The 23,774-nt window shown below is 61.1% G+C and carries 22 protein-coding genes and 2 pseudogenes; 19 read left to right on the top strand and 5 right to left on the bottom strand.

Going from position 1 to position 23,774, the window contains the following annotated elements; genetic code table 11:
• The first annotated feature begins 11 nt into the window (after window positions 1–11).
• The 9 genes from DK870_RS03170 to DK870_RS03130 all read left to right on the top strand — a co-directional run bounded on the left by DK870_RS03170 (window position 12) and on the right by DK870_RS03130 (window position 10,526).
• Window positions 12–278 carry a DUF2934 domain-containing protein gene (locus DK870_RS03170; protein ID WP_161547885.1) on the top strand — a complete coding sequence of 89 codons (267 nt, stop codon included), beginning with the start codon at window positions 12–14 and terminating at the stop codon, window positions 276–278.
• A 133-nt stretch (window positions 279–411) separates the two neighbouring features.
• Complete coding sequence (glgX, locus tag DK870_RS03165) at window positions 412–2,571, top strand: glycogen debranching protein GlgX (RefSeq protein WP_161547884.1); 2,160 nt, start codon at window positions 412–414, stop codon at window positions 2,569–2,571.
• A gap of 1 nt (window position 2,572) precedes the next feature.
• Window positions 2,573–3,571: an acyl-CoA dehydrogenase family protein gene (locus tag DK870_RS03160; protein ID WP_161547883.1), complete on the top strand. Its 999-nt coding sequence runs from the start codon at window positions 2,573–2,575 to the stop codon at window positions 3,569–3,571.
• Window positions 3,568–4,326, top strand: coding sequence for a PIG-L deacetylase family protein (locus DK870_RS03155; protein WP_161547882.1), 759 nt, complete (start codon window positions 3,568–3,570; stop codon window positions 4,324–4,326). The genes DK870_RS03160 and DK870_RS03155 overlap by 4 nt, the downstream gene beginning before the upstream one ends.
• Window positions 4,323–4,922: an SAM-dependent methyltransferase gene (locus DK870_RS03150; protein WP_161547881.1), complete on the top strand. Its 600-nt coding sequence runs from the start codon at window positions 4,323–4,325 to the stop codon at window positions 4,920–4,922. Before DK870_RS03155 ends, DK870_RS03150 begins: the two co-directional genes overlap by 4 nt.
• Entirely contained in the window at window positions 4,919–5,578 is a 660-nt protein-coding gene (locus DK870_RS03145) for a glycosyltransferase family 2 protein (RefSeq protein WP_161547880.1), read from the top strand. The genes DK870_RS03150 and DK870_RS03145 overlap by 4 nt, the downstream gene beginning before the upstream one ends.
• A gap of 182 nt (window positions 5,579–5,760) precedes the next feature.
• A complete protein-coding gene (locus DK870_RS03140) occupies window positions 5,761–6,522 on the top strand; it encodes a PIG-L deacetylase family protein (protein WP_161547879.1) in 762 nt (253 codons plus the stop codon).
• A 248-nt stretch (window positions 6,523–6,770) separates the two neighbouring features.
• The gene (locus DK870_RS03135; RefSeq protein WP_161547878.1) at window positions 6,771–9,371 is read left to right on the top strand and encodes an autotransporter outer membrane beta-barrel domain-containing protein; all 2,601 of its coding nucleotides are present in this window, start codon (window positions 6,771–6,773) and stop codon (window positions 9,369–9,371) included.
• Between the two features lie 135 nt (window positions 9,372–9,506).
• Entirely contained in the window at window positions 9,507–10,526 is a 1,020-nt protein-coding gene (locus DK870_RS03130) for an alpha/beta fold hydrolase (protein ID WP_161547877.1), read from the top strand.
• A gap of 25 nt (window positions 10,527–10,551) precedes the next feature.
• On the opposite strand, the gene DK870_RS03125 is transcribed toward DK870_RS03130, so the two are convergent.
• The gene (locus DK870_RS03125; RefSeq protein WP_161547876.1) at window positions 10,552–11,022 is read right to left on the bottom strand and encodes a GNAT family N-acetyltransferase; all 471 of its coding nucleotides are present in this window, start codon (window positions 11,020–11,022) and stop codon (window positions 10,552–10,554) included.
• Window positions 11,023–11,184: 162 nt separating this feature from the next.
• Here DK870_RS03125 and DK870_RS03120 point away from each other — a divergent pair, with 162 nt between their 5' ends.
• Window positions 11,185–11,808 (top strand): LysE family translocator, encoded by a 624-nt coding sequence (locus tag DK870_RS03120; protein WP_060752697.1) that lies wholly within the window; start codon window positions 11,185–11,187, stop codon window positions 11,806–11,808.
• 12 nt (window positions 11,809–11,820) lie between these two features.
• Here DK870_RS03120 and DK870_RS29530 read toward each other — a convergent pair.
• Window positions 11,821–11,937 (bottom strand): annotated as a pseudogene (locus tag DK870_RS29530) (GNAT family N-acetyltransferase); the annotation flags it as partial.
• 274 nt (window positions 11,938–12,211) lie between these two features.
• Between DK870_RS29530 and DK870_RS03115 the strand changes: the two are divergent.
• The 6 genes from DK870_RS03115 (at window position 12,212) to DK870_RS03090 (ending at window position 17,199) form a co-directional block, all read left to right on the top strand.
• Window positions 12,212–13,048 carry a nucleotidyltransferase domain-containing protein gene (locus DK870_RS03115; RefSeq protein ID WP_161547875.1) on the top strand — a complete coding sequence of 279 codons (837 nt, stop codon included), beginning with the start codon at window positions 12,212–12,214 and terminating at the stop codon, window positions 13,046–13,048.
• A 76-nt stretch (window positions 13,049–13,124) separates the two neighbouring features.
• A complete protein-coding gene (locus tag DK870_RS03110) occupies window positions 13,125–13,709 on the top strand; it encodes an AAA family ATPase (protein ID WP_161547874.1) in 585 nt (194 codons plus the stop codon).
• Entirely contained in the window at window positions 13,706–14,092 is a 387-nt protein-coding gene (locus tag DK870_RS03105; RefSeq protein ID WP_161547873.1) for an ester cyclase, read from the top strand. Before DK870_RS03110 ends, DK870_RS03105 begins: the two co-directional genes overlap by 4 nt.
• 52 nt (window positions 14,093–14,144) lie before the next feature.
• Complete coding sequence (locus DK870_RS03100) at window positions 14,145–14,627, top strand: VOC family protein (RefSeq protein ID WP_060752693.1); 483 nt, start codon at window positions 14,145–14,147, stop codon at window positions 14,625–14,627.
• Window positions 14,628–14,659: 32 nt separating this feature from the next.
• Window positions 14,660–16,036 (top strand): cystathionine beta-synthase, encoded by a 1,377-nt coding sequence (locus tag DK870_RS03095; RefSeq protein WP_161547872.1) that lies wholly within the window; start codon window positions 14,660–14,662, stop codon window positions 16,034–16,036.
• A complete protein-coding gene (locus DK870_RS03090) occupies window positions 16,033–17,199 on the top strand; it encodes a cystathionine gamma-synthase (protein ID WP_161547871.1) in 1,167 nt (388 codons plus the stop codon). The genes DK870_RS03095 and DK870_RS03090 overlap by 4 nt, the downstream gene beginning before the upstream one ends.
• Window positions 17,200–17,457: 258 nt before the next feature.
• Here the strand turns inward: DK870_RS03090 and DK870_RS03085 are convergent, their stop codons facing one another.
• On the bottom strand, window positions 17,458–19,656 hold the full coding sequence (locus DK870_RS03085; protein ID WP_161547870.1) for an OsmC domain/YcaO domain-containing protein: 2,199 nt from the start codon (window positions 19,654–19,656) through the stop codon (window positions 17,458–17,460).
• A gap of 174 nt (window positions 19,657–19,830) precedes the next feature.
• Entirely contained in the window at window positions 19,831–20,487 is a 657-nt protein-coding gene (locus DK870_RS03080) for an O-methyltransferase (protein ID WP_161547869.1), read from the bottom strand.
• 111 nt (window positions 20,488–20,598) lie between these two features.
• On the opposite strand from DK870_RS03080, the gene DK870_RS03075 reads away from it, so the two are divergent.
• Window positions 20,599–21,231 carry a TetR family transcriptional regulator gene (locus tag DK870_RS03075; protein WP_060752688.1) on the top strand — a complete coding sequence of 211 codons (633 nt, stop codon included), beginning with the start codon at window positions 20,599–20,601 and terminating at the stop codon, window positions 21,229–21,231.
• On the opposite strand, the gene DK870_RS03070 is transcribed toward DK870_RS03075, so the two are convergent.
• The gene (locus DK870_RS03070; RefSeq protein WP_161547868.1) at window positions 21,218–21,730 is read right to left on the bottom strand and encodes a GNAT family N-acetyltransferase; all 513 of its coding nucleotides are present in this window, start codon (window positions 21,728–21,730) and stop codon (window positions 21,218–21,220) included. The two genes, DK870_RS03075 and DK870_RS03070, sit on opposite strands and share 14 nt — an antisense overlap.
• Window positions 21,731–21,853: 123 nt before the next feature.
• Here DK870_RS03070 and DK870_RS03065 point away from each other — a divergent pair, with 123 nt between their 5' ends.
• Window positions 21,854–22,414 (top strand): cysteine hydrolase family protein, encoded by a 561-nt coding sequence (locus DK870_RS03065; RefSeq protein WP_161547867.1) that lies wholly within the window; start codon window positions 21,854–21,856, stop codon window positions 22,412–22,414.
• Window positions 22,415–22,619: 205 nt separating this feature from the next.
• Window positions 22,620–23,717 (top strand): annotated as a pseudogene (locus tag DK870_RS29915) (cache domain-containing protein); the annotation flags it as partial.
• Window positions 23,718–23,774 lie beyond the last annotated feature (57 nt).

The following is a 23,774-nucleotide window of genomic DNA, read 5'->3' as shown; positions in this document are numbered from 1 at the left end:
GGAACATTGTGATGAGTACTGACGACAAACGAATTCGCGAACTGGCGCATCAGATCTGGGAGTCTGAGGGCAAACCTCACGGCGAGGACGCACGCCACTGGGAGATGGCGCGCAAGTTGGCGGAAGCCGAAGCACTGACCCCGAGCAAACCTAAACCTGCCGCCAAGCCCAAGGCCGCCGCCAAGCCGCCTGCGGCAAAAGCCAAACCGGCGGCGGCGAGCAAACCGGCACCGCCACCGGCCAAGAAACCGGCGGCGCCGAAAAAGCCCAAGCCGTAACCCCTGTGACGCCATAAGCCTTCTGCCGGTCTCGCCGGCAGGAGGTGCACTCACTTTTCAAACTTCTCAGCTGAACCCTCGTCAGCGCGGTTTCGTTCGGCCCGGAAAAAGACCCTTGCAGGAGCAACATCGAATGAGCAAACCCCAAAAGACCCCATCGACGTCGGGCAATGAGCCGTCGCGAATCCGTGAAGGCTTGCCCTTCCCTCTGGGCGCCACCTGGGACGGTCTGGGCGTCAACTTCGCGCTGTTCTCGGCGAATGCCACCAAGGTCGAACTGTGCCTGTTCGATGACGCTGGTGAGGTCGAGCTTGAGCGTATCGAACTGCCCGAATACACCGACGAGATCTTCCACGGCTACCTGCCCGACGCCCACCCCGGGTTGATCTATGGCTACCGGGTGTACGGCCCCTATGACCCGGCCAACGGCCATCGCTTCAACCACAACAAATTGCTGATCGACCCCTACGCCAAACAGCTGGTGGGCGAACTCAAATGGTCCGAGGCGCTGTTCGGCTACACCATCGGCCATCCGGACGACGACCTCAGTTTCGACGAACGCGACAGCGCGCCCTTCGTGCCCAAGTGCAAGGTGATTGACCCGGCACACACCTGGGGCAACGACCAACCGGTGCGAGTGCCATGGGACCGTACGATCATCTACGAGACCCACCTGCGCGGCATCAGCATGCGTCACCCTTCGGTGGGCGACTCGGTACGCGGCACCTGCGCCGGGTTAATGAACGACGATGTGCTCAAGCACATCCGCCAATTGGGCGTATCGTCGGTCGAGTTGCTGCCTGTGCATGCGTTCGTCAACGACCAACACCTGCTGCAAAAAGGCATGACCAACTATTGGGGCTACAACAGCATCGCGTTCTTTGCCCCCGACCCGCGTTACCTGGCCAGCGGCAAGATCGCAGAATTCAAGGAGATGGTCGCGCACCTGCACGAGCAGAAGCTGGAAGTAATCCTCGACGTGGTCTACAACCACACCGCCGAAGGCAACGAACGCGGCCCGACCCTGTCCATGCGCGGTATCGACAACGCCTCCTACTACCGGCTGATGCCCGACGACAAGCGCTTCTACATCAACGACTCCGGTACCGGCAACACCCTGGACCTGAGCCATCCGTGCGTCCTGCAAATGGTCACTGACTCCTTGCGTTACTGGGCCAACGAGATGCACGTCGACGGCTTCCGCTTCGATCTTGCGACGATCCTGGGGCGCTACCGTGACGGCTTCGACGAGCGCCACAGCTTCCTGGTCGCCTGCCGTCAGGATCCGGTGCTGCGCCAGCTGAAACTGATTGCCGAGCCATGGGACTGCGGCCCAGGTGGTTATCAAGTCGGCAACTTCCCACCGGGCTGGGTGGAATGGAACGACCGCTTCCGCGATACCGTGCGCGCCTTCTGGAAAGGCGACGATGGCCAACTGGCGGATTTCGCCGGGCGCATGACCGCCTCCGGTGAGATGTTCAACCATCGGGGCCGCCGGCCGTACAGCTCGGTGAACTTCATCACCGCCCACGACGGTTTCACCCTGCACGATCTGGTCTCCTATAACGACAAGCACAACGAAGCCAACGACGAAAACAACCAGGACGGCAGCAACAACAACCTGTCATGGAACCATGGCGTCGAAGGCCCCACCGATGATCCGGAAATCAACGCGCTGCGCCTGCGCCAGATGCGTAACTTCTTCGCCACCCTGCTGCTGGCCCAGGGCACGCCCATGATTGTGGCCGGCGACGAGTTTGCGCGCACCCAACACGGCAACAACAACGCGTATTGCCAGGACAGCGAGATCGGCTGGGTCAACTGGGACCTAGACGATGACGGCAAGGCGCTGCTCAAATTCGTCAAACGCCTGATCAAGTTGCGTCTGGCCTACCCTATCCTGCGTCGGGGCCGCTTCCTGGTGGGCGACTACAACGAAGATATCGGGGTGAAAGACGTCACATGGCTGGCGCCGGACGGCAATGAGATGAGCACCGAACAATGGCAGGAAAGCCACGGCCGTTGCCTGGGCATGTTGATGGATGGCCGCGCCCAGGAAACCGGGATTCGCCGCGCCGGGGCCGACGCCACCTTGCTGCTGGTGGTCAACGCGCACCACGACATGGTCAATTTCCGTCTGCCGCCGGTGCCTGAAGGTGAATGCTGGACCTGCCTGCTCGACACCAATCAACCCGCAGTACGTGGCCAGGAGCGCTTTGATTTCGACCACGAGTACGCGGTGACGGGGCGTTCACTGCTGCTGTTCGAACTGCAGCGCGACGACGAGGTGTGACATGGCGTTGCATCATTTCCTTCAAGGCTATCAGGGCTATGCGGATACGCAGGCCCTCGGCCGGGCGCTGAGGGCGCTGCAGGAGGAAGGCCTGGACCAGCTGCCGTTGCCCGGCAGCGGCGCGACATTGGCGCGCTTCAGCCGCCTGGCCCAAGTGGCTGGGCATGATTTGCGCCTGTGCAAGTTGTTCGAAGGGCATACCGATGCCTTGGCGATCATCGCCGAGCTGCACAGCCCCGCGCCGCCCTTGGGCAGCACCTGGGGCATGTGGGCCGCCGAGCCGCCCACCGCGAAGGTGCGGGTGCGGCGTGACGGGCACCGGTTGCTGATCGACGGGCGCAAGGCTTGGTGCTCCGGGGCGGCGGTGGTCAGCCACGGGTTGCTGACGGCCTGGGATGAGCAAGATCGCCAGCAATTGGTCGCGGTGGCCATGGATCAACCCGGCATCACCGTGACCGACGAAGGCTGGGATGCCGTCGGCATGGCGGCTACCGGCAGTGTCGAAATCGTCTTCAACGAGGCCCGCGGCCTTGCGGTCGGTGGCCCGGGCGATTACCTGTCGCGCCCGGGTTTCTGGCAAGGCGGGATCGGGATCGCCGCCTGTTGGTATGGCGCTGCACAACGCCTGGGTGAGGTGCTGCGTGAGCAGTGTGCAAAACGCCCCGAACCTCACGCCCTCGCCCATCTCGGCGCGGTCGACAGTGCCTTGAACAGCGCCGCGTGTGTACTGCGCGCCAGTGCCGAACAGATCGACCGGCAGCCGAACGCCGATGCGCGGCTGCTGGCTCAACAGACACGCGCCTGCATTGAGGACACCGTTGAACAGGTGATCCACCACGTCGGCCGGGCCGTGGGCGCGGGGCCTTATTGCATGGACCCGCACTTCGCCCAGTTGATCGCAGATCTGCCGGTGTATGTGCGTCAAAGTCACGCCGAACGCGACCTGGCCGCCCTGGGTGAACAGGTCGCAGGCGAACCCACAGGAAGGTGGCAGTTATGAGACCCAATCCGATCGTCGGCCAAGGCACGCCGTTGCATCAATGGCAGGCATCGACGCGCCTGGCCGAGTTGCCGGTGGTCAGCGTCGAACAGTTGGTGCCCGAAGGCCATCGCGCCGTAATCATTGCGCCTCACCCGGATGATGAAGTGCTCGGGTGTGGCGGCCTGATGCAGGTCCTCGCGACGTTGGAGCGGCCCATTCAGTTGATTTCCGTCACTGACGGCAGCGCCAGTCATCCGGGCTCGCGCCGCTGGCCGGTGGAACGCCTGAGCGTGGTGCGCCCACAGGAGTCGGCCCAGGCCCTGCACCGCCTCGGCCTGCCGCTACACAGTTTGAAATGGCTGCGGGCAGGTTTTGCCGACAGCCAGGTCGCGGCGCGGGAAGCGCAATTGGCCACGTTCATCCAGCGCTACCTCAAGGCCACCGACGTGGTGTTCACCACCTGGCGTGAGGACGGTCATTGCGATCATGAAGCGGTCGGCCGTGCCAGCGCGCAAGCGGCCCAGGCCGTGGGCGCAACCTTGTACGAATTGCCGGTGTGGACCTGGCACTGGGCCACTCCCGAAGACAGTCAGGTGCCCTGGCACCGCGCCCGCAAGATACCGATGACGCCCCAGGCGGTCGCCCGCAAGCGTCACGCCATCCACGCCTTTGCCAGCCAGCTGGAGGGCGACCCGCAGGCGGGCTTGGCCCCGGTGCTGGCGCCCTATGTGGTGGAGCGCTTGCTGCAACCTTTTGAAGTGGTGTTTGTATGAGCGTGGCCACCCCGTATTTCGACCAACTGTTTGCCGGCAACGACGACCCCTGGGCCTTTCGTCAACGCTGGTATGAACAGCGCAAGCGTGCCCTGACCCTGGCCGTGCTCACACGAGCGCACTACACATCGATCTTCGAACCCGGCTGTGCCAACGGCGAACTGAGCGCCGAACTGGCCACGCGCTGCGATCAACTGGTGTGTTGCGACACCGCAGCGACGGCTGTGGGCCTGGCCAAGACGCGTCTCTCGGCGTTTCCCCATGCCCAGGTGCAGCAACGCCGCCTGCCCGAACAATGGCCTACCGGCCAGTTCGAATTGATCGTGCTCAGCGAATTGGGCTACTACCTGGACGCCGCTGATCTGCGCCGCCTGATTGACTTCGCCCTCGCCTCACTGGCCCCCAACGGCCAACTGCTGGCCTGCCACTGGCGACCGCTTATCGAGGGTTGCCCGCAGACCGCCGAACAGGTACACGCCCTGCTCCAGCAGCGACTGGGCATGCATCCGGTGGTGCAGCATCACGAAGAGGATTTTCTACTCGACCTGTGGAGCCGCGATGGCACCTCGGTCGCAAGCCATGAGGGCCTGCGATGATCGGCATTTTGATCCCGGTCCATAACGAAGAAAAGTTGTTGGGCGAGTGCTTGAAGGCGGCGATGATCGCGGCCAGTCACCCAGGCTTGCTCGGCGAGGCCGTACACATCCTCGTGGTGCTGGACAGTTGCAGCGACGCCAGCGCGTCGATTGCCCAGGCGTACCAGGTACACAGCCTGCAGGTGCAGGCGCGCAATGTGGGACAGGCGCGCGGTGTGGGCGCGCGACACTTGCTCAACCAGGGCGCGCGATGGATTGCCTGCACCGACGCCGACAGCCGCGTCACCCCCGATTGGTTGGTGGCGCAACTGGCGCTGGGCGTGGATGCGGTGTGCGGCACGGTCACGGTGGATGCCTGGAGCGACGGTTTCGACCCGGCGGCGCAGATTCGCTATCACCAGGCGTATGAGGCCCGTGACGGCCATCGGCATATCCACGGCGCCAACCTGGGCGTGAGTGCCGGTGCCTACGTACAGGCCGGTGGTTTCGAGCCGCTGGCGTGCCATGAGGATGTGCAGTTGGTGCGCAACCTGGAACGCTGCGGCGCCTCCATCGCCTGGAGCCATTCGCCGCAGGTGATCACCAGCGCACGCCTGGATTGTCGCGCCCAGGGCGGGTTCGGTGACTACCTGAAAAGCCTGGTGCAGCTTGCGTAAAAAAACGCCTGGCCGACATGTAAAAGCGCTAGATCCTTGTCTATGCTCATAACGCCTTGCACAGCGTTCCAGGGTTGGAACGCCGCGCACTCACTACAGGCAGGAGCCTGAGGTGAATAAAAAGGAGTCGTCCCGTCAACCGGGCACGACCCCGCATCAACCGACAAGGATGTGACACCCCCATGAAGCCTGCCTCGTTAAGCGAAGGCCGTCGCGGCCCCGCGCAAATCTGGAACAGCGCGCCGCAACTGGCGCAAATACCCATCCTCTCTCTGACCTCACTGGTGCCGCCCGGCGCCCGCGTGGTGGTGATTGCGCCCCACCCTGGCGATGAAGTCCTGGCCTGTGGCGGTTTGCTGCAACTGCTCAGCAGCCGCGAGCATCCGCTGCAATTGATCTCCATCACCGATGGCAGTGCCAGCCATCCTGGCTCGAACGTCTGGCCGCCCAGGCGCCTGAGCGTGGTGCGGCCACAGGAAAGCGTCGAAGCCCTGCGCCGCCTGGGTATGCCGTTGCACAGCCTGAAGTGGATTCGCGGTGGTTTCCTCGACAATGCGCTGCCTGCACGCGAACAACCGATGAGCCAGTTCATCGCCCGCTACCTGCAACCCGGCGACGTGGTCTTGACCACCTGGCGCCACGACGGCAATGCAGACCACGATGCCGTCGGCCGGGCCAGTGCCAAGGCGTGCAGCCTGGTAGGCGCGCAGCTGTATGAGCTACCCATCTGGGCCTGGCATTGGCCGGCGCGGGAAGGCGTGGTGATTCCCTGGCAGCGCGCACGCAAGGTGCGCCTGGACAGCTGGAGCGTGGCGCGCAAGCTGCACGCCGCGCACGCCTACGCCAGCCAGTTGGCCGGCGACCCGCAAATTGGTCTCGCCCCGATGATGGCCCAGGTGCTGCTCGAACGGATGCGCGAGCCTTATGAGATCGTGTTTGTCTAGCCGGGCACTCGTCTGTACCTGTTATTTCTGACAGTGGTGACCCTGGCGAACTGCGACTAAGGTGCGCAAAGTGCTGCACAAGTTGAGGTGCAGTCGAGAAAGCCATGCCAACCCTTTGCATTGGCCGGTGTTTTCGAACAGGTAACCCGTATTCCCTGATCCGTATCGCGCTTCACGTTGCCATGGCCTGAACCCTACCTGCATTGCCCAGGTACCAGGACAACGAGCCTCTTGAGCGAGGGCGGATCATGCGCACACCAACTTCACCCAGGCTTTACCTGGGCATTGCTACATCAGCGATGCTCGCCACCTGGCCCCTTCTTTCCCAAGGGGCCTGTACCACGAGCCCCGGGCCTTCAGGCCAGATTTTAACCTGCACCAGCGGCACCACCCCTGGCATTACCGCCTTGACGGGCGATAACCAGGTGCTGTTTCCCAGTGGTACTGCGGTAATCAGCGGCAATATCCGCTTGGGGTCAGGCGGCGATCTGGTGCAACTGGATGCAACCGGCACACAGGTCAATGCCTCAGTGGATATGGGCGATGGCGCCAATATCTTCCGGCTGAACAAGGGCACCATCAACGGTGACGTGACGCAAGGCGCGGGCGCCGATGTGATGCAGATCAGTGGTGGTCAGGCGCGGGCAATCTTCCAAGGTGCCGGTACGGATAAGCTCTTTATGAGCGGCGGCATCGTCGATTCAGTGGACCAGGGAGACGGCAGCGATGAGTTCAACATAAGTGGTGGCTGGATCAAAGGAGCGTTTCTCAGCGGCGACCGCGCGACGATGACCGGTGGCCGTATCGGCCGGGTGGACATGCGCCTCGAAAAAAACCTGTTCGATATGAGCGGTGGGGATGTGGACGGCAGCGTAGTCACCGGCTTCGACAAAGACACCATCCTGATTTCAGGCACTGCCCATGTCGGCGGCAATATCAGCACCAGCGGTGGCGACGACTTCATCCAGGTCACTGGCGGAGAGATCATGGGCCAGATTCTCGCCGGCACGGGTGACGACACCTTCATCTGGCGCGACGCCGGGCTCATTCATGGCGCGATCCTGTTGGGGGCCGATAACGACACCGCGCTGCTCCAGAACCTGAGCGAGAGCACGGTGTTGTCCACGTCGCAACTCGATGGTGGCCCCGGTAACGATACGCTGACCCTGGATAACACTCAGGCTGGCCAACCGGAACGCTTTAGCAACTGGGAGACGGTGCGTCTGGACAACAACTCCAGCCTGAAATTGGGCGGCACCTTCGTGCTGGGAGACAGCGGCAGCGGAACTGGCACGATGACAGTCGACGGCTCAAGCAAGCTGTTGGTGGACACGGGTGTCATCAGCCCTTTTACCAGCGGTCAACTGGCCACACTGAACAACGGCGGGCTGATCGACATGACCGGCAACCCCACGGCCACCCACAGTCTGACCGTCAATGGTAACTATAACGGCACCGGTGGCCGGCTCGCGCTCAATAGCAGATTGGACGGCGACGGTTCGCCCAGTGACAAGCTGGTGGTGAGCCAGGGCACCCTCAGCGGCACCACCAGCCTCAGCGTCACCAACCTCGGCGGCAAAGGCGCTGCGACCTTGCAAGACGGTATTCTGGTGGTGCAGGCGGTCAACGGCGCGACCGGCGCTGGCACTGCCTTTACCTCCTCCGGGGTATCCGCAGGCGCCTTCAATTACTACCTGTTCAAGGGCGGCGTCACCCCAGGCACGGAGCAGAATTACTACCTGCGCAACACCGTCCCTGTCACGCCGCCGCCTGACCCGGTCATCGTCACCCCGCTACCGGAGCCGGTACCGGGCACCCCGCCGCTGCCGCCGAACCCTGTCGTCACGCCCGTAGACCCGGCGGCCCCGATTAATCCCGTCGTCAAGCCGATCCCGCTCTACCGCGAGGAAGTGCCCGTCTATTCCGTGTTGTATCCCGCCGTGCAACAAATGGTGCAAGGCATGCTCGGCACCTATCACGAGCGCCAGGGTGACCAGGCCCAACCGCGACAGACCGGTGTATTCCCTACCGGCTGGGCCCGGGTGTATGGCAGCAATGGTCGCCAGGGTTTTACCGGGGCGGTGAACCCCAAATTGAACAGCTCGCGGAGCGGCTACCAACTGGGCACCGATCTCTATGCCCACGCTCACGACACCGGCCAGACCCAACGCGCCGGCCTGTTCGTTGGCCAGGGTCGTTTGCAAGGCAGTATCAAAGGCTTCAATGACGGCTTTGAGGACAACAATGCCGGCGACGTCACCTTGCGCAACAAGAGCCTGGGCGTCTATTGGACGTTGATTGGGGCCAACCGTGCCTACCTCGACCTGGTGCTGATGAAGTCCTGGATCGACGGGCATAGCGAGTCTGATCGGGGCATCAAGATGAAGGTCAAGGGGCGCGACGTGACGGCCTCGGCCGAAGTCGGCTGGCCGTTTTCCATCAGCCCACATTGGGAACTTGAACCCCAGGGTCAGTTCATCGTGGGGCGCAGCTCACTGGATAGTCAAAATGACGGCCCCTCCGCAATCACGTTCCACAGCGATACCAACGTCACCACCCGCCTTGGCGCGCGGCTGCGGGGTGACTACCAGGTGCGTGGCATGCCGCTGCAACCCTATGTGCGGGCCAACGTTTGGCATACCAGCGCCGGCACGAATACCGTGAGGTTCAACGGCGTGACCGACATCGATACCGAGCAGAAATCCACCACGATGGAGCTCAAAGTCGGCGCAACGCTGAAAGTCGCCCAGGATGTCAGCGTTTACGGCGAGTTGGGTTACACCCGCAATCTCGACAGCAATGCCGTCAACGGACGATCAGGCACCGTGGGTGTGCAGTTCGATTTCTGAGTCTTTGTATCGCAGTGTGTATGGCGACCACTGCGATACATAACCCCTGAACCGAGGCGCATTGCTGACACACGCCAGATACCACCCGGCGTTCAACTGAGAGCCAGGCACACATCAAGCCGTAGGAGGCTCGCCATGCACACTCAGTTGAACCGCCGCTCTCTGTTCCTGGCCCTGGCCCTGTCGCCACTCGGCGCCGTGGGCGTGGCCAATGCCGAAATGCCTGAGACCAATATCCCACACGCCGTCAGCCAGTCCAGCTTCGGTGCCCTCAAGCACATCAAGGCAGGCCTGCTGGAGGTGGCCTACGCCGAAGTCGGCCCGGCCAACGGCCAGGCGGTGATCCTGCTGCACGGCTGGCCCTACGATATCGACAGCTACGCCAACGTCGCTCCACTGCTCGCAGCCAAGGGTTATCGCGTACTGATCCCCTACGCCCGTGGTTATGGCGACACGCGTTTTCTGTCGGATAAAACCCTGCGCAACGGCGAACCCGCCGCATTGGCCCAGGATGTGATCGACTTCATGGATGCCCTGAAGATCCAGCAAGCGGTGCTTGGGGGTTATGACTGGGGCGCACGCTCGGCGGATATCGTCTCGGCGCTGTGGCCGGAGCGGGTCAAGGCGCTGGTGTCGGTCAGCGGCTACCTGATCGGCAACCAGGCCGCCGGCAAGAACCCGTTGCCACCCAAGGCCGAGTTGCAATGGTGGTACCAGTTCTACTTCGCCACCGAGCGCGGCGCGGCGGGCTATCAGAAAAACACCCACGACTTCGCCAAGCTGATCTGGCAAACCGCCTCTCCGCAATGGCAGTTCGACGACGCCACCTTCAACCGCAGCGCCAAGGGCCTGGACAACCCCGACCACGTCGCCATCACCGTCTTCAATTACCGCTGGCGTCTGGGGCTGGTGCAGGGAGAGGCGCAGTACGCGGCACTGGAGCAGCAACTCGCCGCCTCGCCATCCATTGGCGTGCCGACCATCACCCTGGAAGGCGACGCCAACGGCGCACCGCACCCGCAACCGGAGGACTACGCCAAGCGTTTCACCGGCAAGTACCAGTTCCGTCAGGTCAATGGCGGCATCGGTCACAACTTGCCCCAGGAAGCGCCCGAAGCGTTCGCCAAGGCCGTGGTGGATGCGGATCATCTGTAAAGCTCGATAGCCGGAAAACATCCGGCTATTTCAAGCCACCCTCGGCAATCGCAAACTCGAGAATGTGATCACCCTCTTCATCGCACTCTCCTGTCCACGTCCAGCCCAAGTGCCGATAGAAACCATACGAGCGTACATTCGGGTCGCTGGCACACGCCAGAAACAAACGTTCAAAGCCTGCGTGATGGAGTTCAGCGGTCACTTGTCCCAGCAAGGACTTGCCGATCCCTTGCCCTTCGTATTCCCCAAGGAGGGCGAGCACCGTGACTTCGCCGGTGCTCCGCTCACCAAAGCAATACCCGACTATCCTGCCGTTCACACAGGCGACAACGCCGATAGAACTGCCGGCAACGATGTCTGCACTCCAGGACTCGACCGTGATGCCCAGTGCACACAGCGCTTCTTCTGAAAATGCATTTTCTCTCGTCAGCCCGCGGATTTGGATACACAACGAAACGTCATCAGGCGTGGCCGTACGATAGGTAATATGATCCATGAGTCGATTTTCCGTTTTACAGCGCAGACAACTCGCGCCCTGAACAGCGAACTCTATCTGTTTATCAAGCCAAGCCCTGCGCAATTGTGTTGTTCAGTTGTTACGGCCCCCGTCCCTCTCGTACCCTAGTGACCACCTCTGCCCGAGTCGACTGGAGTGCACATGGACCTCACCACCCTCACCCTCTTCCTCCCCGCCTGCTTCGCCCTGAACATGGCCCCAGGCCCCAACAACCTGCTGTCCGTGAGCAACGCCACACGCTACGGCTACCGCACCTCCTGCCTCGCGGGCATCGGCCGCCTGCTGGCTTTCGCCGGCATGATCGCCCTCGCCTCTGCAGGCTTGGCGGTGGTGCTGCAAACTTCGGAGTTGTTGTTCTACGGGATCAAGATTCTGGGGGCGGCGTACCTGTTTTATCTGGCGTTTCAGTTGTGGCGTGCCAATCCCCAGGCAGAGGCGCAGGCGAGTACGGCCAAGGTGGGTTTGTGGGGGTTGGCACGCCAGGAGTTTCTGGTGGCGGCAGGCAACCCGAAAGCCATCCTGATCTTCACCGCCTTCCTTCCGCAGTTTGTAGTACCCGGCCAACCGATCACGCCACAGTTCGCGCTACTGGGTGCACTGTTCCTCGCACTGGAGTGGATCGCCATCAGCGCTTATGCCTACATGGGCCTGCACATGCGCCGCTGGTTTGCCGAGCCACGGGGCAAGCGGATATTCAATCGTTGCTGCGCAGGGTTGTTGTCGGCTGCGGCGACGGTGCTGTTGACCGCACGCCGGGCAGGATGATGTCGTCGGGGCTCACAACCGGGGTGGGGTCAAGGACAACCCGTATCTCACCTCGACCAGTGCTGTCCCGTCCCTCTGCAGATCGCGCTCGCTCCCGGTTTCCTCAACGCACCCGGCCCGGCGATAAAAATCGTCCTTGCGTCGGAGGGGAACGCTTTGCGAATCATTGATGAATGCCTTGTTTGGACATCGAGAGCTTGAGGTAGTCTGACGTCTCAATATGTCCCCTGACGACGAAACACTGATGACAGTCATGGTCCGAAGTGCTCAACAATAGACGACCTATCAGTAGGCGCTTAGGATTTTTCGTTTGAAATGACACGCCGGGCTTGAAGGAATAAAGCCAGGTTCAAACCACAATTTCAGTCCGCCCCTATTTTCACTCCACCTCACGGACGGCTTCATGGAACGATTTGACTCTCGTGGCATTGATGAAGACGGCTATATCCTCACCCCGTCCAACGTCGAGATGCAGCCACAATTCCAGGATTTATTGCGGGACGTTTGCACGACGCTAACGCAGTCGAGCCCCCTGCTGGATGGAATCTATATCTACGGCAGTGTTGCTCGAGGCGACGCCATTCCGGGCGGTTCTGACCTTGACCTGACCCTTGTGCTGCAAAGCGCCGCTACATCACAGGATCTGGAAATACTCGAATCGAAAAAGCGCAGGCTGGAAAGTCAGCATGCTGAAGTCATCAAAATCGATTTCGACATCGGCAGTCGCTCTGAAGTACTGGCGGCTGATAATCGGTTGAGCTGGGGGTACTGGCTCAAGCACCACTGCCGTTGCTTGTGGGGAAATGACCTGAGCAACCGCTTTGATCGGTTCAAGCCGTCGCGTGACATCGCCATTGCCGTCAATGGTGACTTTGAGACCGTGTTGGCACGCTATGCCGAAGCTATTGAGCAGACGACCACGCCGGCGCAATCACTTCGCTTGCAACGAGAGGTCTCACGCAAACTCATCCGCTCGACTCAAGTACTTTGCGTCGAACAGGACCTGATGTGGCCACAAACGTTGGAAGAGTACGTCGAGCTGTTTGTGCATCACTATCCCGACATGAGAATGCAGGTCTGTTTTTTCTTGTCTGAGGCGAAGAGTCCTTGCGCTGAGCCAAAAGCATTTGCGCGCCTGCTCCGCGATTTTTTGACCTGGATGGTTAAAGAAACCCATCGGCTTGCACTTCGGGACGAAGCGGGTCAGACGCCCAGCGAGCTTGAGCAAAGGCAAACATGATGTTTGCTAGAGGCCCGTACATAAACGTCCAAACGCTTCTTGCTGACCTCAAAAACAACGTTGTATGGAGGAAAAAGTGCGGATCCACATCACAGGCGCGTCGTGTGCAGGCGTGACAACACTGGGTCATGCCCTCGCCTCTTCACTCAGCCTTCGTCACTTCGATGTCGATGACTTTTATTGGCTACCCACTAACCCACCGTTTACAACCAAACGTGCGCCCGAGGAGCGCGTGGCGCTGATTCAGCAACGCTTCGGTGATGACAATTGGGTACTCACCGGTTCTTGTGCGGAGTGGGGAGATGCACTGATCAAAAACGCCGACCTGATTGTGTTTGTTGCAACGCCAACCTCCGTTCGCCTTGAACGCCTGACCGCACGTGAAAAACAGCGCTATGGCGATAGACTCGAGCCAGGTGGCGACATGCATGAGATCCATGTGGCCTTCAAGGAATGGGCTTCGCGGTACGACGACCCGACCTTTTCCGGCCGCAACAGGGCGCGGCACGAACGGTGGTTGTCGAAGCAAACCGTTCCGATTGTCAGAGTCGATGGGTTGAGCAGTGCTGAAAAGATGGCGGCGGATGTCATTCATGCGTTGTCTCAAGTAGCGTCCTGGCCCGCAACAGGAAAGCCCCCTTTAAGAGAAAACATTCGATGACCAAAACCGAACTCACCGATCTCTACAACGGCTACATCGACTGCCTCAACCGCCAGGATTGGGCGCACCTGGGTGATTTCGTCGCGCCTGACGTCACCTACAACGCCACCGCCGTGGGGCTCGCGGGTTATCGCGCCATGCTGGAGCGCGACTTTCGCGAAATTCCCGACCTGGTGTTTCGCATCCAACTGCTGGTGGTCGACCCGCCCAGGATTGCCAGCCGGCTTAACTTCAACGTCCACCCTCGTGGAGAGTTTTTCGGATTGCCGATCAACGGCAAACAGGTGGTCTTTGATGAGAACGTATTTTACGAAGTCGACAACGGCAGATTTGCGCACGTCTGGTCAGTGATCGACAAGGCGGCGGTCGAACGACAGCTGTGATGGCTGGCGTCGTCTAAACTCCACGCACCCATCAACCCAGTGGAGCGTTGAGATGAAGCATAAAAACACCCTGTGCCTCTGGTACAACGGTACCGCCCAGGAGGCGGCGGCCTTCTATGCCGCGACCTTTCCCGACAGCCGCGTCGACGCCGTGCACCTTGCGCCGGGCGACTACCCTTCGGGCAAGCAAGGCGACGTGTTGACCGTCGAATTCACGGTGATGGGCGTTGCCTGCCTGGGCCTCAATGGCGGCCCGGTGTTCCCGCAGACTGAAGCGTTTTCGTTCCAGGTGGCGACGGACGACCAGGCTGAAACCGACCGTTATTGGCACGCCATTATCGATAACGGTGGCCAGGCCAGCGCCTGTGGCTGGTGCAAGGACAAGTGGGGCGTGTCGTGGCAGATCACCCCGCGAGTGTTGAGCGCAGCGATCAGCCATCCCGACCCGGCCACCGCCAAGCGCGCCTTTGACGCCATGATGAGCATGACCAAGATCGACGTCGCCGCCATCGAGGCTGCCGTAGCCGGACGTTGACCCCTAGGCCCCTTCAGCCCCCAGGTGACCCCATGCCCGTACAACCCCGCCCCGCCGTACTCGAACTGATCGGCAACACACCGTTGGTCCGGGTCAGCCGCTTTGACACTGGCCTCTGCACGCTATTTCTCAAACTGGAATCGCAGAACCCCGGCGGCTCGATCAAGGACCGCATCGGCCTGGCCATGATCGACGCCGCCGAGCGTGACGGCCGCCTGCGCCCCGGAGGCACCATCGTCGAAGCCACCGCCGGCAACACCGGCCTGGGCCTGGCGCTGGTGGGCCGGGCCAAGGGCTACCGCGTGGTGCTGGTGGTGCCCGACAAGATGTCCACCGAAAAGGTGCTGCACCTCAAGGCCATGGGAGCCGAAGTGCATATCACCCGCTCCGACGTCGGCAAGGGCCACCCCGAGTACTACCAGGACGTGGCCGCACGCCTGGCCAAGGACATTCCCGGCTCGTTTTTCGCCGACCAATTCAACAACCCCGCCAACCCCATGGCCCACGAAACCAGCACCGCGCCGGAGATCTGGGCACAGACCCAGCACGACGTCGACGCGATCGTAGTGGGCGTCGGCTCGGCCGGTACCCTCACCGGCCTGACCCGTTTCTTCCAACGCGTGCAGCCGGAGCTGGAAATAGTGCTGGCCGACCCGGTGGGCTCGGTGATGGCCGAATACAGCCGCAGCGGCCAGTTGAAAACCCCTGGTTCCTGGGCCGTGGAAGGCATCGGCGAAGACTTTGTGCCGTCGATTGCCGACCTTTCCAGCGTGCGCCATGCCTATTCCATCAGTGATGAAGAGAGCTTCGACCACGCCCGTCAACTGCTCAAGGCCGAAGGGATTCTCGGCGGGTCGTCGACCGGCACCCTGCTCGCCGCCGCCCTGCGCTATTGCCGCGAGCAGACTGTGCCCAAGCGCGTGGTCACGTTTGTGTGCGACACCGGCACACGCTATCTGTCGAAAGTCTATAACGACCAATGGATGCAGGACGCCGGCCTGTTGCAATACAAGCATTATGGCGACCTGCGCGACCTGATCGCCCGGCGCTTCGAAGACGACCGGGTGATCAGCGTCAGCCCCGATGACACCTTGCTCACCGCCTTCCAGCGCATGCGCCTGGCCGATGTCTCGCAGTTGCCGGTGCTGGTGGATGGCCAGCAACTGGTCGGGGTGATCGACGAGTCCGATATTTTACTGGCGCTACATCATGACGCTGCGGAGTTCACCATGATCGTGGCCAGCGCCATGACCAACACCCTGCACACCTTGTCGCCGAGTGCCAGCCTGGTTGAGTTGCAGGCCGAACTCGATCGCGGCCTGGTCGCCATCATCGCCGACGCCTCAGGCTTCCACGGCTTGATTACCCGCGTCGACCTGCTCAACCACCTACGGAGATCCCTTGCATGAGTCAGTCCGATAAAAGCGCTTTCGCCACCCGCGTGATCCATGCCGGGCAATCTCCAGACCCGACCACGGGCGCGTTGATGCCGCCGATCTACGCCAACTCCACGTACCGGCAAAGCAGCCCCGGCGTGCACCAGGGGTTCGATTACGGGCGCTCGCATAACCCCACGCGTTTTGCCCTGGAACGCTGCGTCGCCGACCTCGAAGGTGGCAGCCAGGCGTTTGCCTTCGCCTCGGGGTTGGCGGCGATCTCCACCGTGCTGGAACTGCTCGATGCCGGCGCGCATATCGTCTCCGGCAACGATTTGTACGGTGGCACCTTTCGCCTGTTCGACAAAGTGCGCCAGCGCAGTGCCGGGCACACCTTCAGCTACGTCGACTTGAGCAATGTCGCGGCGTTTGAGGCGGCGTTGCAGGCGAACACGCGCATGGTCTGGGTCGAAACGCCGAGCAACCCGCTGCTGAGCCTCACCGACCTCAGTGCAATCGCGCGTATCTGCCGGGATCGCGGGATTATCTGCGTCGCCGATAACACCTTCGCCAGCCCATGGATTCAGCGCCCGCTGGAGCTGGGTTTCGACATTGTGGTGCACTCCACCACCAAGTACCTGAACGGCCATTCCGACGTGATCGGTGGCATCGCCGTTGTGGGTCACAATCCGGAATTGGCGCAGCGCCTGGGCTTCCTGCAGAACTCGGTCGGCGCCATCGCCGGTCCGTTCGATGCCTTCCTGACCCTGCGCGGCGTGAAAACCCTGGCGCTGCGCATGGAACGCCATTGCAGCAACGCCCTGGAACTGGCCACCTGGCTGGAACAACAGCCGCAAGTGTCACGGGTGTATTACCCAGGGCTGGCGTCTCATCCACAGCACGAGCTGGCCCGCCGGCAGATGCACGGGTTTGGCGGGATGATTTCAGTCGACTTGAACAGCAACCTGGCCGGCGCCACACGCTTTCTGGAAAACGTCAGGATCTTCGCCCTGGCGGAAAGCCTGGGCGGCGTGGAAAGCCTGATCGAACACCCGGCAATCATGACCCACGCGAGCATCCCGGCCGCTACGCGGGCGCAGCTGGGGATTGGCGATGGGTTGGTAAGGTTGTCGGTGGGGGTCGAAGAGGTGGAAGATCTACGCGCAGACCTGGCCCGTGCCCTGTCATACATCTAAACACACCTAGTGGCTGTAGTGAGCGGGCTTGCCCCGCGCTGGGGGGCAAGCCCTAATGCCTGTCAGTTAAGCGATAGAGCAGACGATGGATAACCTGTGGGAGGGGGTTTGCTCCCGATGGACTGCGTAGCAGGCCCATTATTGAGGCCGCTGCGCGGCCTATCGGGAGCAAGTCGAATCGTCGCACCGCCCCTCCCACAATGACCGCGTTAAGCCTTAACTGACTGGCATTAGGACAAGCCCGCTCACTACAAGGCGTCAGGCTGAGGTGATGTTGGCCCGCGCCGCGTGCAGTTTCTTGTAGCTGTCGATCAAGCGCAGATGCCGGTCCAAGCCTTCCAGCTTCATGCTGGTCGGCGTCAAGCCGTAGAACCGCAGCTTGCCGTTGACCGAGCCAATCACTGCGTCCATACGCTCATTACCGAACATCCGGCGGAAGTTGGCCTCGTAGTCCTCCAGCTCCAGATCTTCATCCAGATGCATCTCCAGCACCGCATTCACCGCCTGGTAAAACAGCCCGCGGTCGACAGTGTTGTCGTTGTACTGCAAGAACATCTCCACGCACTCTTTCGCCTCTTCATATTGCAGCAAGGCGAGATAAATCAGCAGCTTCAACTCCAGGATGGTCAGTTGCCCCCACGCGGTGTTGTCGTCGAACTCGATGCCGATCAAGGTGGTGATGTCGGTGTAGTCATCCAGTTCGCTTTCCACCAGGCGCTCGGCCAGCCCCTTCAGCTCATCATCGCTGAGACGGTGCAGGTTGAGGATGTCCTCGCGGAAAAACAGCGCCTTGTTGGTGTTGTCCCAGATCAGGTCATCCACCGGGTAAATTTCCGAATAGTCCGGCACCAGGATGCGGCACGCGGTGGCACCGAGGTGTTCGTACACCGCCATATAGGACTCTTTGCCCATGCCTTCGAGAATCCCGAACAGGGTCGCGGCTTCCTGGGCGTTGGAGTCTTCGCCATGGCCCGAGAAGTCCCACTCGACGAATTCATAATCCGACTGGGCACTGAAGAAGCGCCACGAAACCACGCCACTGGAATCGATGAAGTGTTCGACGAAGTTGTTCGGCTCGGTCACCGCGTGGCCTTCGAACGTTGGCTGCGGCAGGTCGTTCAAGCCCTCGAAGCTACGGCCCTGCAGCAGTTCGGTCAGGCTGCGTTCCAGCGCCACTTCCAGGCTAGGGTGCGCGCCGAATGAGGCGAATACGCCACCGGTGCGGGGGTTCATCAAGGTCACACACATCACTGGGAATTCACCGCCCAAGGACGCGTCCTTGACCAATACCGGGAAGCCTTGGGCTTCAAGGCCTTGAATACCCGCCAGAATGCTCGGGTATTTGGCCAGTACCTCGGCAGGCACATCCGGCAACGCAAATTCGCCTTCAATGATTTCGCGCTTCACCGCCCGCTCGAAGATTTCCGACAGACACTGAACCTGCGCTTCAGCCAAGGTGTTGCCCGCGCTCATGCCGTTGCTGAGGTAGAGGTTCTCGATCAAGTTGGACGGAAAGTACACCACTTCACCGTCGGACTGGCGCACGAAAGGCAGCGAAACAATGCCGCGTTCTTCATTCCCCGAGTTGGTGTCGAACAGATGCGAACCGCGCAGCTCGCCATCGCGGTTGTAGATCTTCAGGCAGTAGGCGTCGAGGATTTCCGGCGGCAGCTCATCCTTGGGGCCCGGCTGGAACCAGCGCTCATCCGGGTAATGCACGAAGGGCGCGTTGGCCAGTTCCTCACCCCAGAACTGATCGTTGTAGAAGAAGTTGCAGTTGAGCCGCTCGATGAACTCGCCCAACGCCGACGCCAAGGCGCCCTCTTTGGTCGCACCCTTGCCGTTGGTGAAGCACATCGGCGAATGCGCATCGCGGATATGCAACGACCACACGTTAGGCACGATATTGCGCCACGAGGCGATTTCAATCTTCATGCCCAGGCCGGCCAGAATGCCGGACATGTTGGCAATGGTCTGTTCCAGCGGCAGGTCCTTGCCCGCAATGTAGGTGCCGGTCGAGGAAGTCGAGTTGGGCATCAGCAACGCCTGGGCATCGGCATCGAGGTTGTCCACTTCTTCGATGACGAATTCAGGGCCGGCCTGTACGACTTTTTTCACGGTGCAACGGTCGATGGAACGCAGGATGCCCTGGCGGTCTTTGTCGGAAATATCCGCCGGCAACTCGACCTGGATCTTGAAGATCTGGTTGTAGCGGTTTTCCGGGTCGACAATATTGTTCTGCGACAGGCGAATATTCTCAGTCGGAATATTGCGCGTCTGGCAATAAAGCTTGACGAAGTACGCCGCGCACAACGCTGACGAAGCCAGGAAGTAATCGAATGGCCCCGGTGCCGAACCGTCGCCTTTGTAGCGGATCGGCTGATCGGCAATCACCGTGAAGTCATCGAACTTGGCTTCAAGCCGAAGGTTGTCGAGAAAGTTGACCTTAATTTCCATGCGGGCACACCAGAATAACGAGCTAAACAAAATGGCCGCTATTATGAGGATTTTCGCCAGGAAGTTTCAGGGTTTTGCCAATCAACTGCTGATCGGTGGGCCAAGCCGGTGGATGGACCCCACCACCGGGATGATCTTCGTGCCGTGCGGCTGGCGTTCAGCCAGCGCGGAGTGTCAGCGCAGGCGGATCGACAGTTCGATGTCATCGGCAAAGGGCACGGACAGGTAACCGTTATCCGCCGAACGCACATGCGCCAAATACTCCGGGCAATAGTCAGTGTTGTCGGCCACCACCAGGGCACCGGGCCGCAGGTGTTTTTCCACCAGGCCCAGCACATCGCCATACAACGACTTGGCGCCGTCGAGCAGCAACAGGTCGACGGTTTCCGGCAGCCCGGTGGCCAGGGTGACCAGCGCATCGCCTTCACGGATTTCGATCAGGTCGCTCAGCCCGCCTTCGATGAAATGCTCGCGTGCCAGGGCGATCTTCGACGCTTCGAATTCGCTGCCGACCAGCACTCCGCCGCCGTTGTCGCGCAAGGCGGCAGCCAGGAACAGTGTGGACAGGCCGAACGAGGTGCCGAACTCGACGATGGCCCGTGCCCGGCTGCTGCGGGCGAGCATGTAAAGCAGGTTGCCGGTGTCGCGGGAGACCGGCAGCCACAGGTCCTTGAGCATTGTGTAGAGCGCCAGGTATTCGGTTTTACTGTGCATCAGGCGGTCGCGCTCTTCGCGGGGGACGCTGTCGATGATCGGGCTGGTGGCCGCACTGGCTTGGGTGTAGAGGCGTTCGACCAGCGGCGCCAATGGCGCGGTGGTGAGGGTCGTCATGGTTGCTTTCCGTCAGGTTGGGGCTAGGATGCGACTAATTCGTCGCATTAAAAGTATGCGAGTGATTCATCGTCTTCGCTATTCGCATTGGCCCAGCAGCCGGAGCTCTCCATGACCACCCGCCAGACCCCGCGTATTTCCTCGCGCAAGCAACCGCAACAGGCCCGTTCCACCGAACTGGTGGCGGCTATCCTGCAGGCCGCTACTCAGGTTTTGGCCAAAGAAGGTGCCACCCGTTTCACCACCGCGCGGGTGGCGGAAAAGGCCGGTGTGAGTGTGGGCTCGGTGTATCAGTACTTTCCCAACAAGGCGTCGATTCTGTTTCGACTGCAAAGTGATGAGTGGCAACAGACCACGCAAATGCTGTGTGACATCCTCGACGCTGCCGACGAGCCACCGTTGACGCGTCTACGGACCCTGGTGCATGCCTTCATCCACTCCGAATGCGAGGAAGCGCAGATGCGCGGGGCTCTGCACGACGCAGCGCCACTGTATCGGGATGCGCCTGAAGCCGTGCAAGTGCGCGCGGCAGGTCGCCAGGCGTTCCAGCGTTTCATGCTGGAACTGCTGCCCGAGGTACGCGACGAATCCCGCGCCCTGGCGTGCGACCTGATCCTCACCACCCTCAGTTCGGTGGGCAAGGACTTTTCAGGCAGCCCGCGTACGCCGGCAGAGATTGCGGTTTACGCGGACGGTATGGCGGACATGTTTCATGCTTATGTGAATACGCTCAACCAAGGCTGATGCTCCACGACATCGCGCAGCGGCTGCCAGGCTCAAACCCGTGGGCATATTCATCCGCCAGGATTTGCGCCAGACGCGGGTCCGTTTCGGGTTTGAACCCCAGCCGTGTGTAGAACGGAGCGTTCCACGGCACGTGCTTGAACGTCGTCAGCGTCACCGCACGCAATGCATTTGATTGGGCATAGTCCTTGGCGGTCTCCAGCAGCTTGCGCCCCCAGCCCTGGCCCTGGACGGCTTGCGCAACTGACATCTCATGGATATGTAAAACGCCATCCTGGGGTTCTGCGCTGAGGAAGCCTTGAAGCTGATCGTTGGCGTCGACCACCACCCAACAGGTCGATAAAGCGATCAGTTGCTGATGGCGCTCGACCGTCAGGGTGGCGCTGTCCGCTAACCCGCCCAACCCGTCGATCTCACGGAACACCTGGGCAGCAGACCGCTCAATGGCGGGTAACAAAGGCGCGTCCTCTCGATGCGCGAGGCGAATGTGGGCAGGCATAGGATCTCAACTCGGGATGGCGATCGCAGTGTAAAGACAATGCCGGGTGCTTTCGAACAAATCCCTGTCTGGATTTGCGCAATCGCTGATATGTTTCGCTCCACTCCATTGAAGGGATATGCCATGGAACCGTTAGCGACAAACGCGGCATTGATGATCATCGACATGCAACAGGGCATGAATGACGCCAAGCTTGGGCGACGCAATAACCCGCACGCCGAATTGCACATGCAGCACCTGCTCAGCGCTTGGCGGCAGTCCCGGCGCCCCGTCGTGCATGTCCGGCATATTTCCCGCACCTCTGGCTCGGTGTTCTGGCCCGGCCAGCCGGGCTGCGAATTCCAGGCCGCGCTGGCGCCGCTCCAACATGAGCATGTCGTGGAAAAAAACGTACCCGATGCCTTCACTGCAACCGGCCTGGAGCGTTGGCTGCACATGCGCTCGATCCAGCAATTGGTGATCGCTGGCGTAATTACCAACAACTCTGTCGAAGCCACCGCGCGATCCGGCGGTAACCTGGGCTTCGATGTCATCGTCGTCGAGGATGCTTGCTACACCTTTGATCAAACCGACTTGCGCGGCCACCTCTGGCCGGCCGAGGACGTGCATGCTCTGTCGCTGAGTAACCTGGCAATGGATTACGCCAGGATCGCCGAGACGACTCAGTTATTGGCTCGCTGCTGACAAGGTCGGTCGGAGTCGGACGCAAGTGCATCGGTGCATCGCTGCTTTGCACAGCGCTTATCGAGGCGATTTTTCAGAACAAAATTATTCCTTGTTGTACACAAAATACCGCTAAAGCTTTATCCACATCGAGCCGAAACAGACAGTGATATCAAATCGCCTACCCGCAGTTTGGGAAAGGGTGATTTGGCCGCCCTCCCCGCTGATGGTCGTCTCGATGAAAATAAAAAATAAGCTGGTGCTTGCTTTCGTATCCGTCGCTTTTATCCCGGTGAGCCTGGTTGCGGTGATCTCCGTGATGAATACGCGCACTCAGGCGGTCGAGCAGTTCATTGATGGCAGCACCCGTGAGATCCGCCAGATCGACGGCAACATTCGGCAGTTCTTCGATGGCACGGTGCAGAACGTCGATCAAATGGCCGCCGATCCTGTATACACTTCCGTAAACACTCTGAAAGACTACCAGGCCGCCAATGCCCCCAGCCAGCCGATGCCGGCGCAGGCCCAGCAGGTGATTGAGCAGTTTGCGCGTTTCGGTTCGACGCATCCCTCGGCGGCAATCCTGTCCATCGGCCTGGAAGACGGCACCTACGCCAAATGGCCGGATGACCCGCAACTGGCCAAATACGATCCACGCGCTCGCCCCTGGTACAAGGCGGCGATGGCCAGCCCCGGCAAGACCGTGCGCACCCCGGCTTACTATTACGACAAAGATGACGTCGCCTTGGTGGGCACCGCACGGGCGTTGCTGGATAACACCGGCAAGCCCAAGGGGGTGTTCGTGGTCAGTGTGTCGCTGAAGAACCTCACCGAATTGCTCAAGAGCATCAAGCTGGGTGAAAGCGGCTATGTGATGCTGATCGAGGACGGCGTGGTGCTGGTCGACCCACGCAATGCGGCGCACAACTTCAAGCCGCTCAAGGACCTCGGCGCCCCTTATGCGCAGCTGGCCGATACGCCCCAGGGTTCCACCGAGGTGGTGATCGACGGCGTGCGTTACATGGCCAACGTCTGGACCTCCCCGGGCCTCGGCTGGCGTTATGTGGGCTTGATCGAATACAACGAAGTGATGGCAGCCGCCACGCGCATGACCTACCTGACCGCCGTGATCGTGGCGGTGCTGGTGCTGATCTTCGGGCTGATTGCCGCGGCGTTTTCCAAGGTGATCGTCAAGCCCATTGGCCAGGTGAGCACCGGCTTGCAGTCGATCGCCCAGGGCGAAGGTGACCTGCGCCATGAGTTGCAGGTGCAGGGCAAGGATGAAACCGCCGAGCTGGCCGGCTGGTTCAACAAGTTTCTCGCCGCGATCCGGCAACTGATCCAGCATATCGGTGCGGCTTCGACCAACTTGCACGACGCG

It is taken from the genome of Pseudomonas sp. Q1, from assembly GCF_009935975.1.
In the GTDB taxonomy this organism is placed as follows: domain Bacteria; phylum Pseudomonadota; class Gammaproteobacteria; order Pseudomonadales; family Pseudomonadaceae; genus Aquipseudomonas; species Aquipseudomonas palleroniana.
This window is presented reverse-complemented; position numbering and strand designations above follow the sequence as displayed.

Coding starts and splice junctions, on each gene's coding strand:
- DK870_RS03170 (WP_161547885.1), top strand. CDS start 12: ATGAGTACTGACGACAAACGAATTCGCGAACTGGCGCATCAGATCTGG.
- glgX (WP_161547884.1), top strand. CDS start 412: ATGAGCAAACCCCAAAAGACCCCATCGACGTCGGGCAATGAGCCGTCG.
- DK870_RS03160 (WP_161547883.1), top strand. CDS start 2,573: ATGGCGTTGCATCATTTCCTTCAAGGCTATCAGGGCTATGCGGATACG.
- DK870_RS03155 (WP_161547882.1), top strand. CDS start 3,568: ATGAGACCCAATCCGATCGTCGGCCAAGGCACGCCGTTGCATCAATGG.
- DK870_RS03150 (WP_161547881.1), top strand. CDS start 4,323: ATGAGCGTGGCCACCCCGTATTTCGACCAACTGTTTGCCGGCAACGAC.
- DK870_RS03145 (WP_161547880.1), top strand. CDS start 4,919: ATGATCGGCATTTTGATCCCGGTCCATAACGAAGAAAAGTTGTTGGGC.
- DK870_RS03140 (WP_161547879.1), top strand. CDS start 5,761: ATGAAGCCTGCCTCGTTAAGCGAAGGCCGTCGCGGCCCCGCGCAAATC.
- DK870_RS03135 (WP_161547878.1), top strand. CDS start 6,771: ATGCGCACACCAACTTCACCCAGGCTTTACCTGGGCATTGCTACATCA.
- DK870_RS03130 (WP_161547877.1), top strand. CDS start 9,507: ATGCACACTCAGTTGAACCGCCGCTCTCTGTTCCTGGCCCTGGCCCTG.
- DK870_RS03125 (WP_161547876.1), bottom strand. CDS start 11,022: ATGGATCATATTACCTATCGTACGGCCACGCCTGATGACGTTTCGTTG.
- DK870_RS03120 (WP_060752697.1), top strand. CDS start 11,185: ATGGACCTCACCACCCTCACCCTCTTCCTCCCCGCCTGCTTCGCCCTG.
- DK870_RS03115 (WP_161547875.1), top strand. CDS start 12,212: ATGGAACGATTTGACTCTCGTGGCATTGATGAAGACGGCTATATCCTC.
- DK870_RS03105 (WP_161547873.1), top strand. CDS start 13,706: ATGACCAAAACCGAACTCACCGATCTCTACAACGGCTACATCGACTGC.
- DK870_RS03100 (WP_060752693.1), top strand. CDS start 14,145: ATGAAGCATAAAAACACCCTGTGCCTCTGGTACAACGGTACCGCCCAG.
- DK870_RS03095 (WP_161547872.1), top strand. CDS start 14,660: ATGCCCGTACAACCCCGCCCCGCCGTACTCGAACTGATCGGCAACACA.
- DK870_RS03090 (WP_161547871.1), top strand. CDS start 16,033: ATGAGTCAGTCCGATAAAAGCGCTTTCGCCACCCGCGTGATCCATGCC.
- DK870_RS03085 (WP_161547870.1), bottom strand. CDS start 19,656: ATGGAAATTAAGGTCAACTTTCTCGACAACCTTCGGCTTGAAGCCAAG.
- DK870_RS03080 (WP_161547869.1), bottom strand. CDS start 20,487: ATGACGACCCTCACCACCGCGCCATTGGCGCCGCTGGTCGAACGCCTC.
- DK870_RS03075 (WP_060752688.1), top strand. CDS start 20,599: ATGACCACCCGCCAGACCCCGCGTATTTCCTCGCGCAAGCAACCGCAA.
- DK870_RS03070 (WP_161547868.1), bottom strand. CDS start 21,730: ATGCCTGCCCACATTCGCCTCGCGCATCGAGAGGACGCGCCTTTGTTA.
- DK870_RS03065 (WP_161547867.1), top strand. CDS start 21,854: ATGGAACCGTTAGCGACAAACGCGGCATTGATGATCATCGACATGCAA.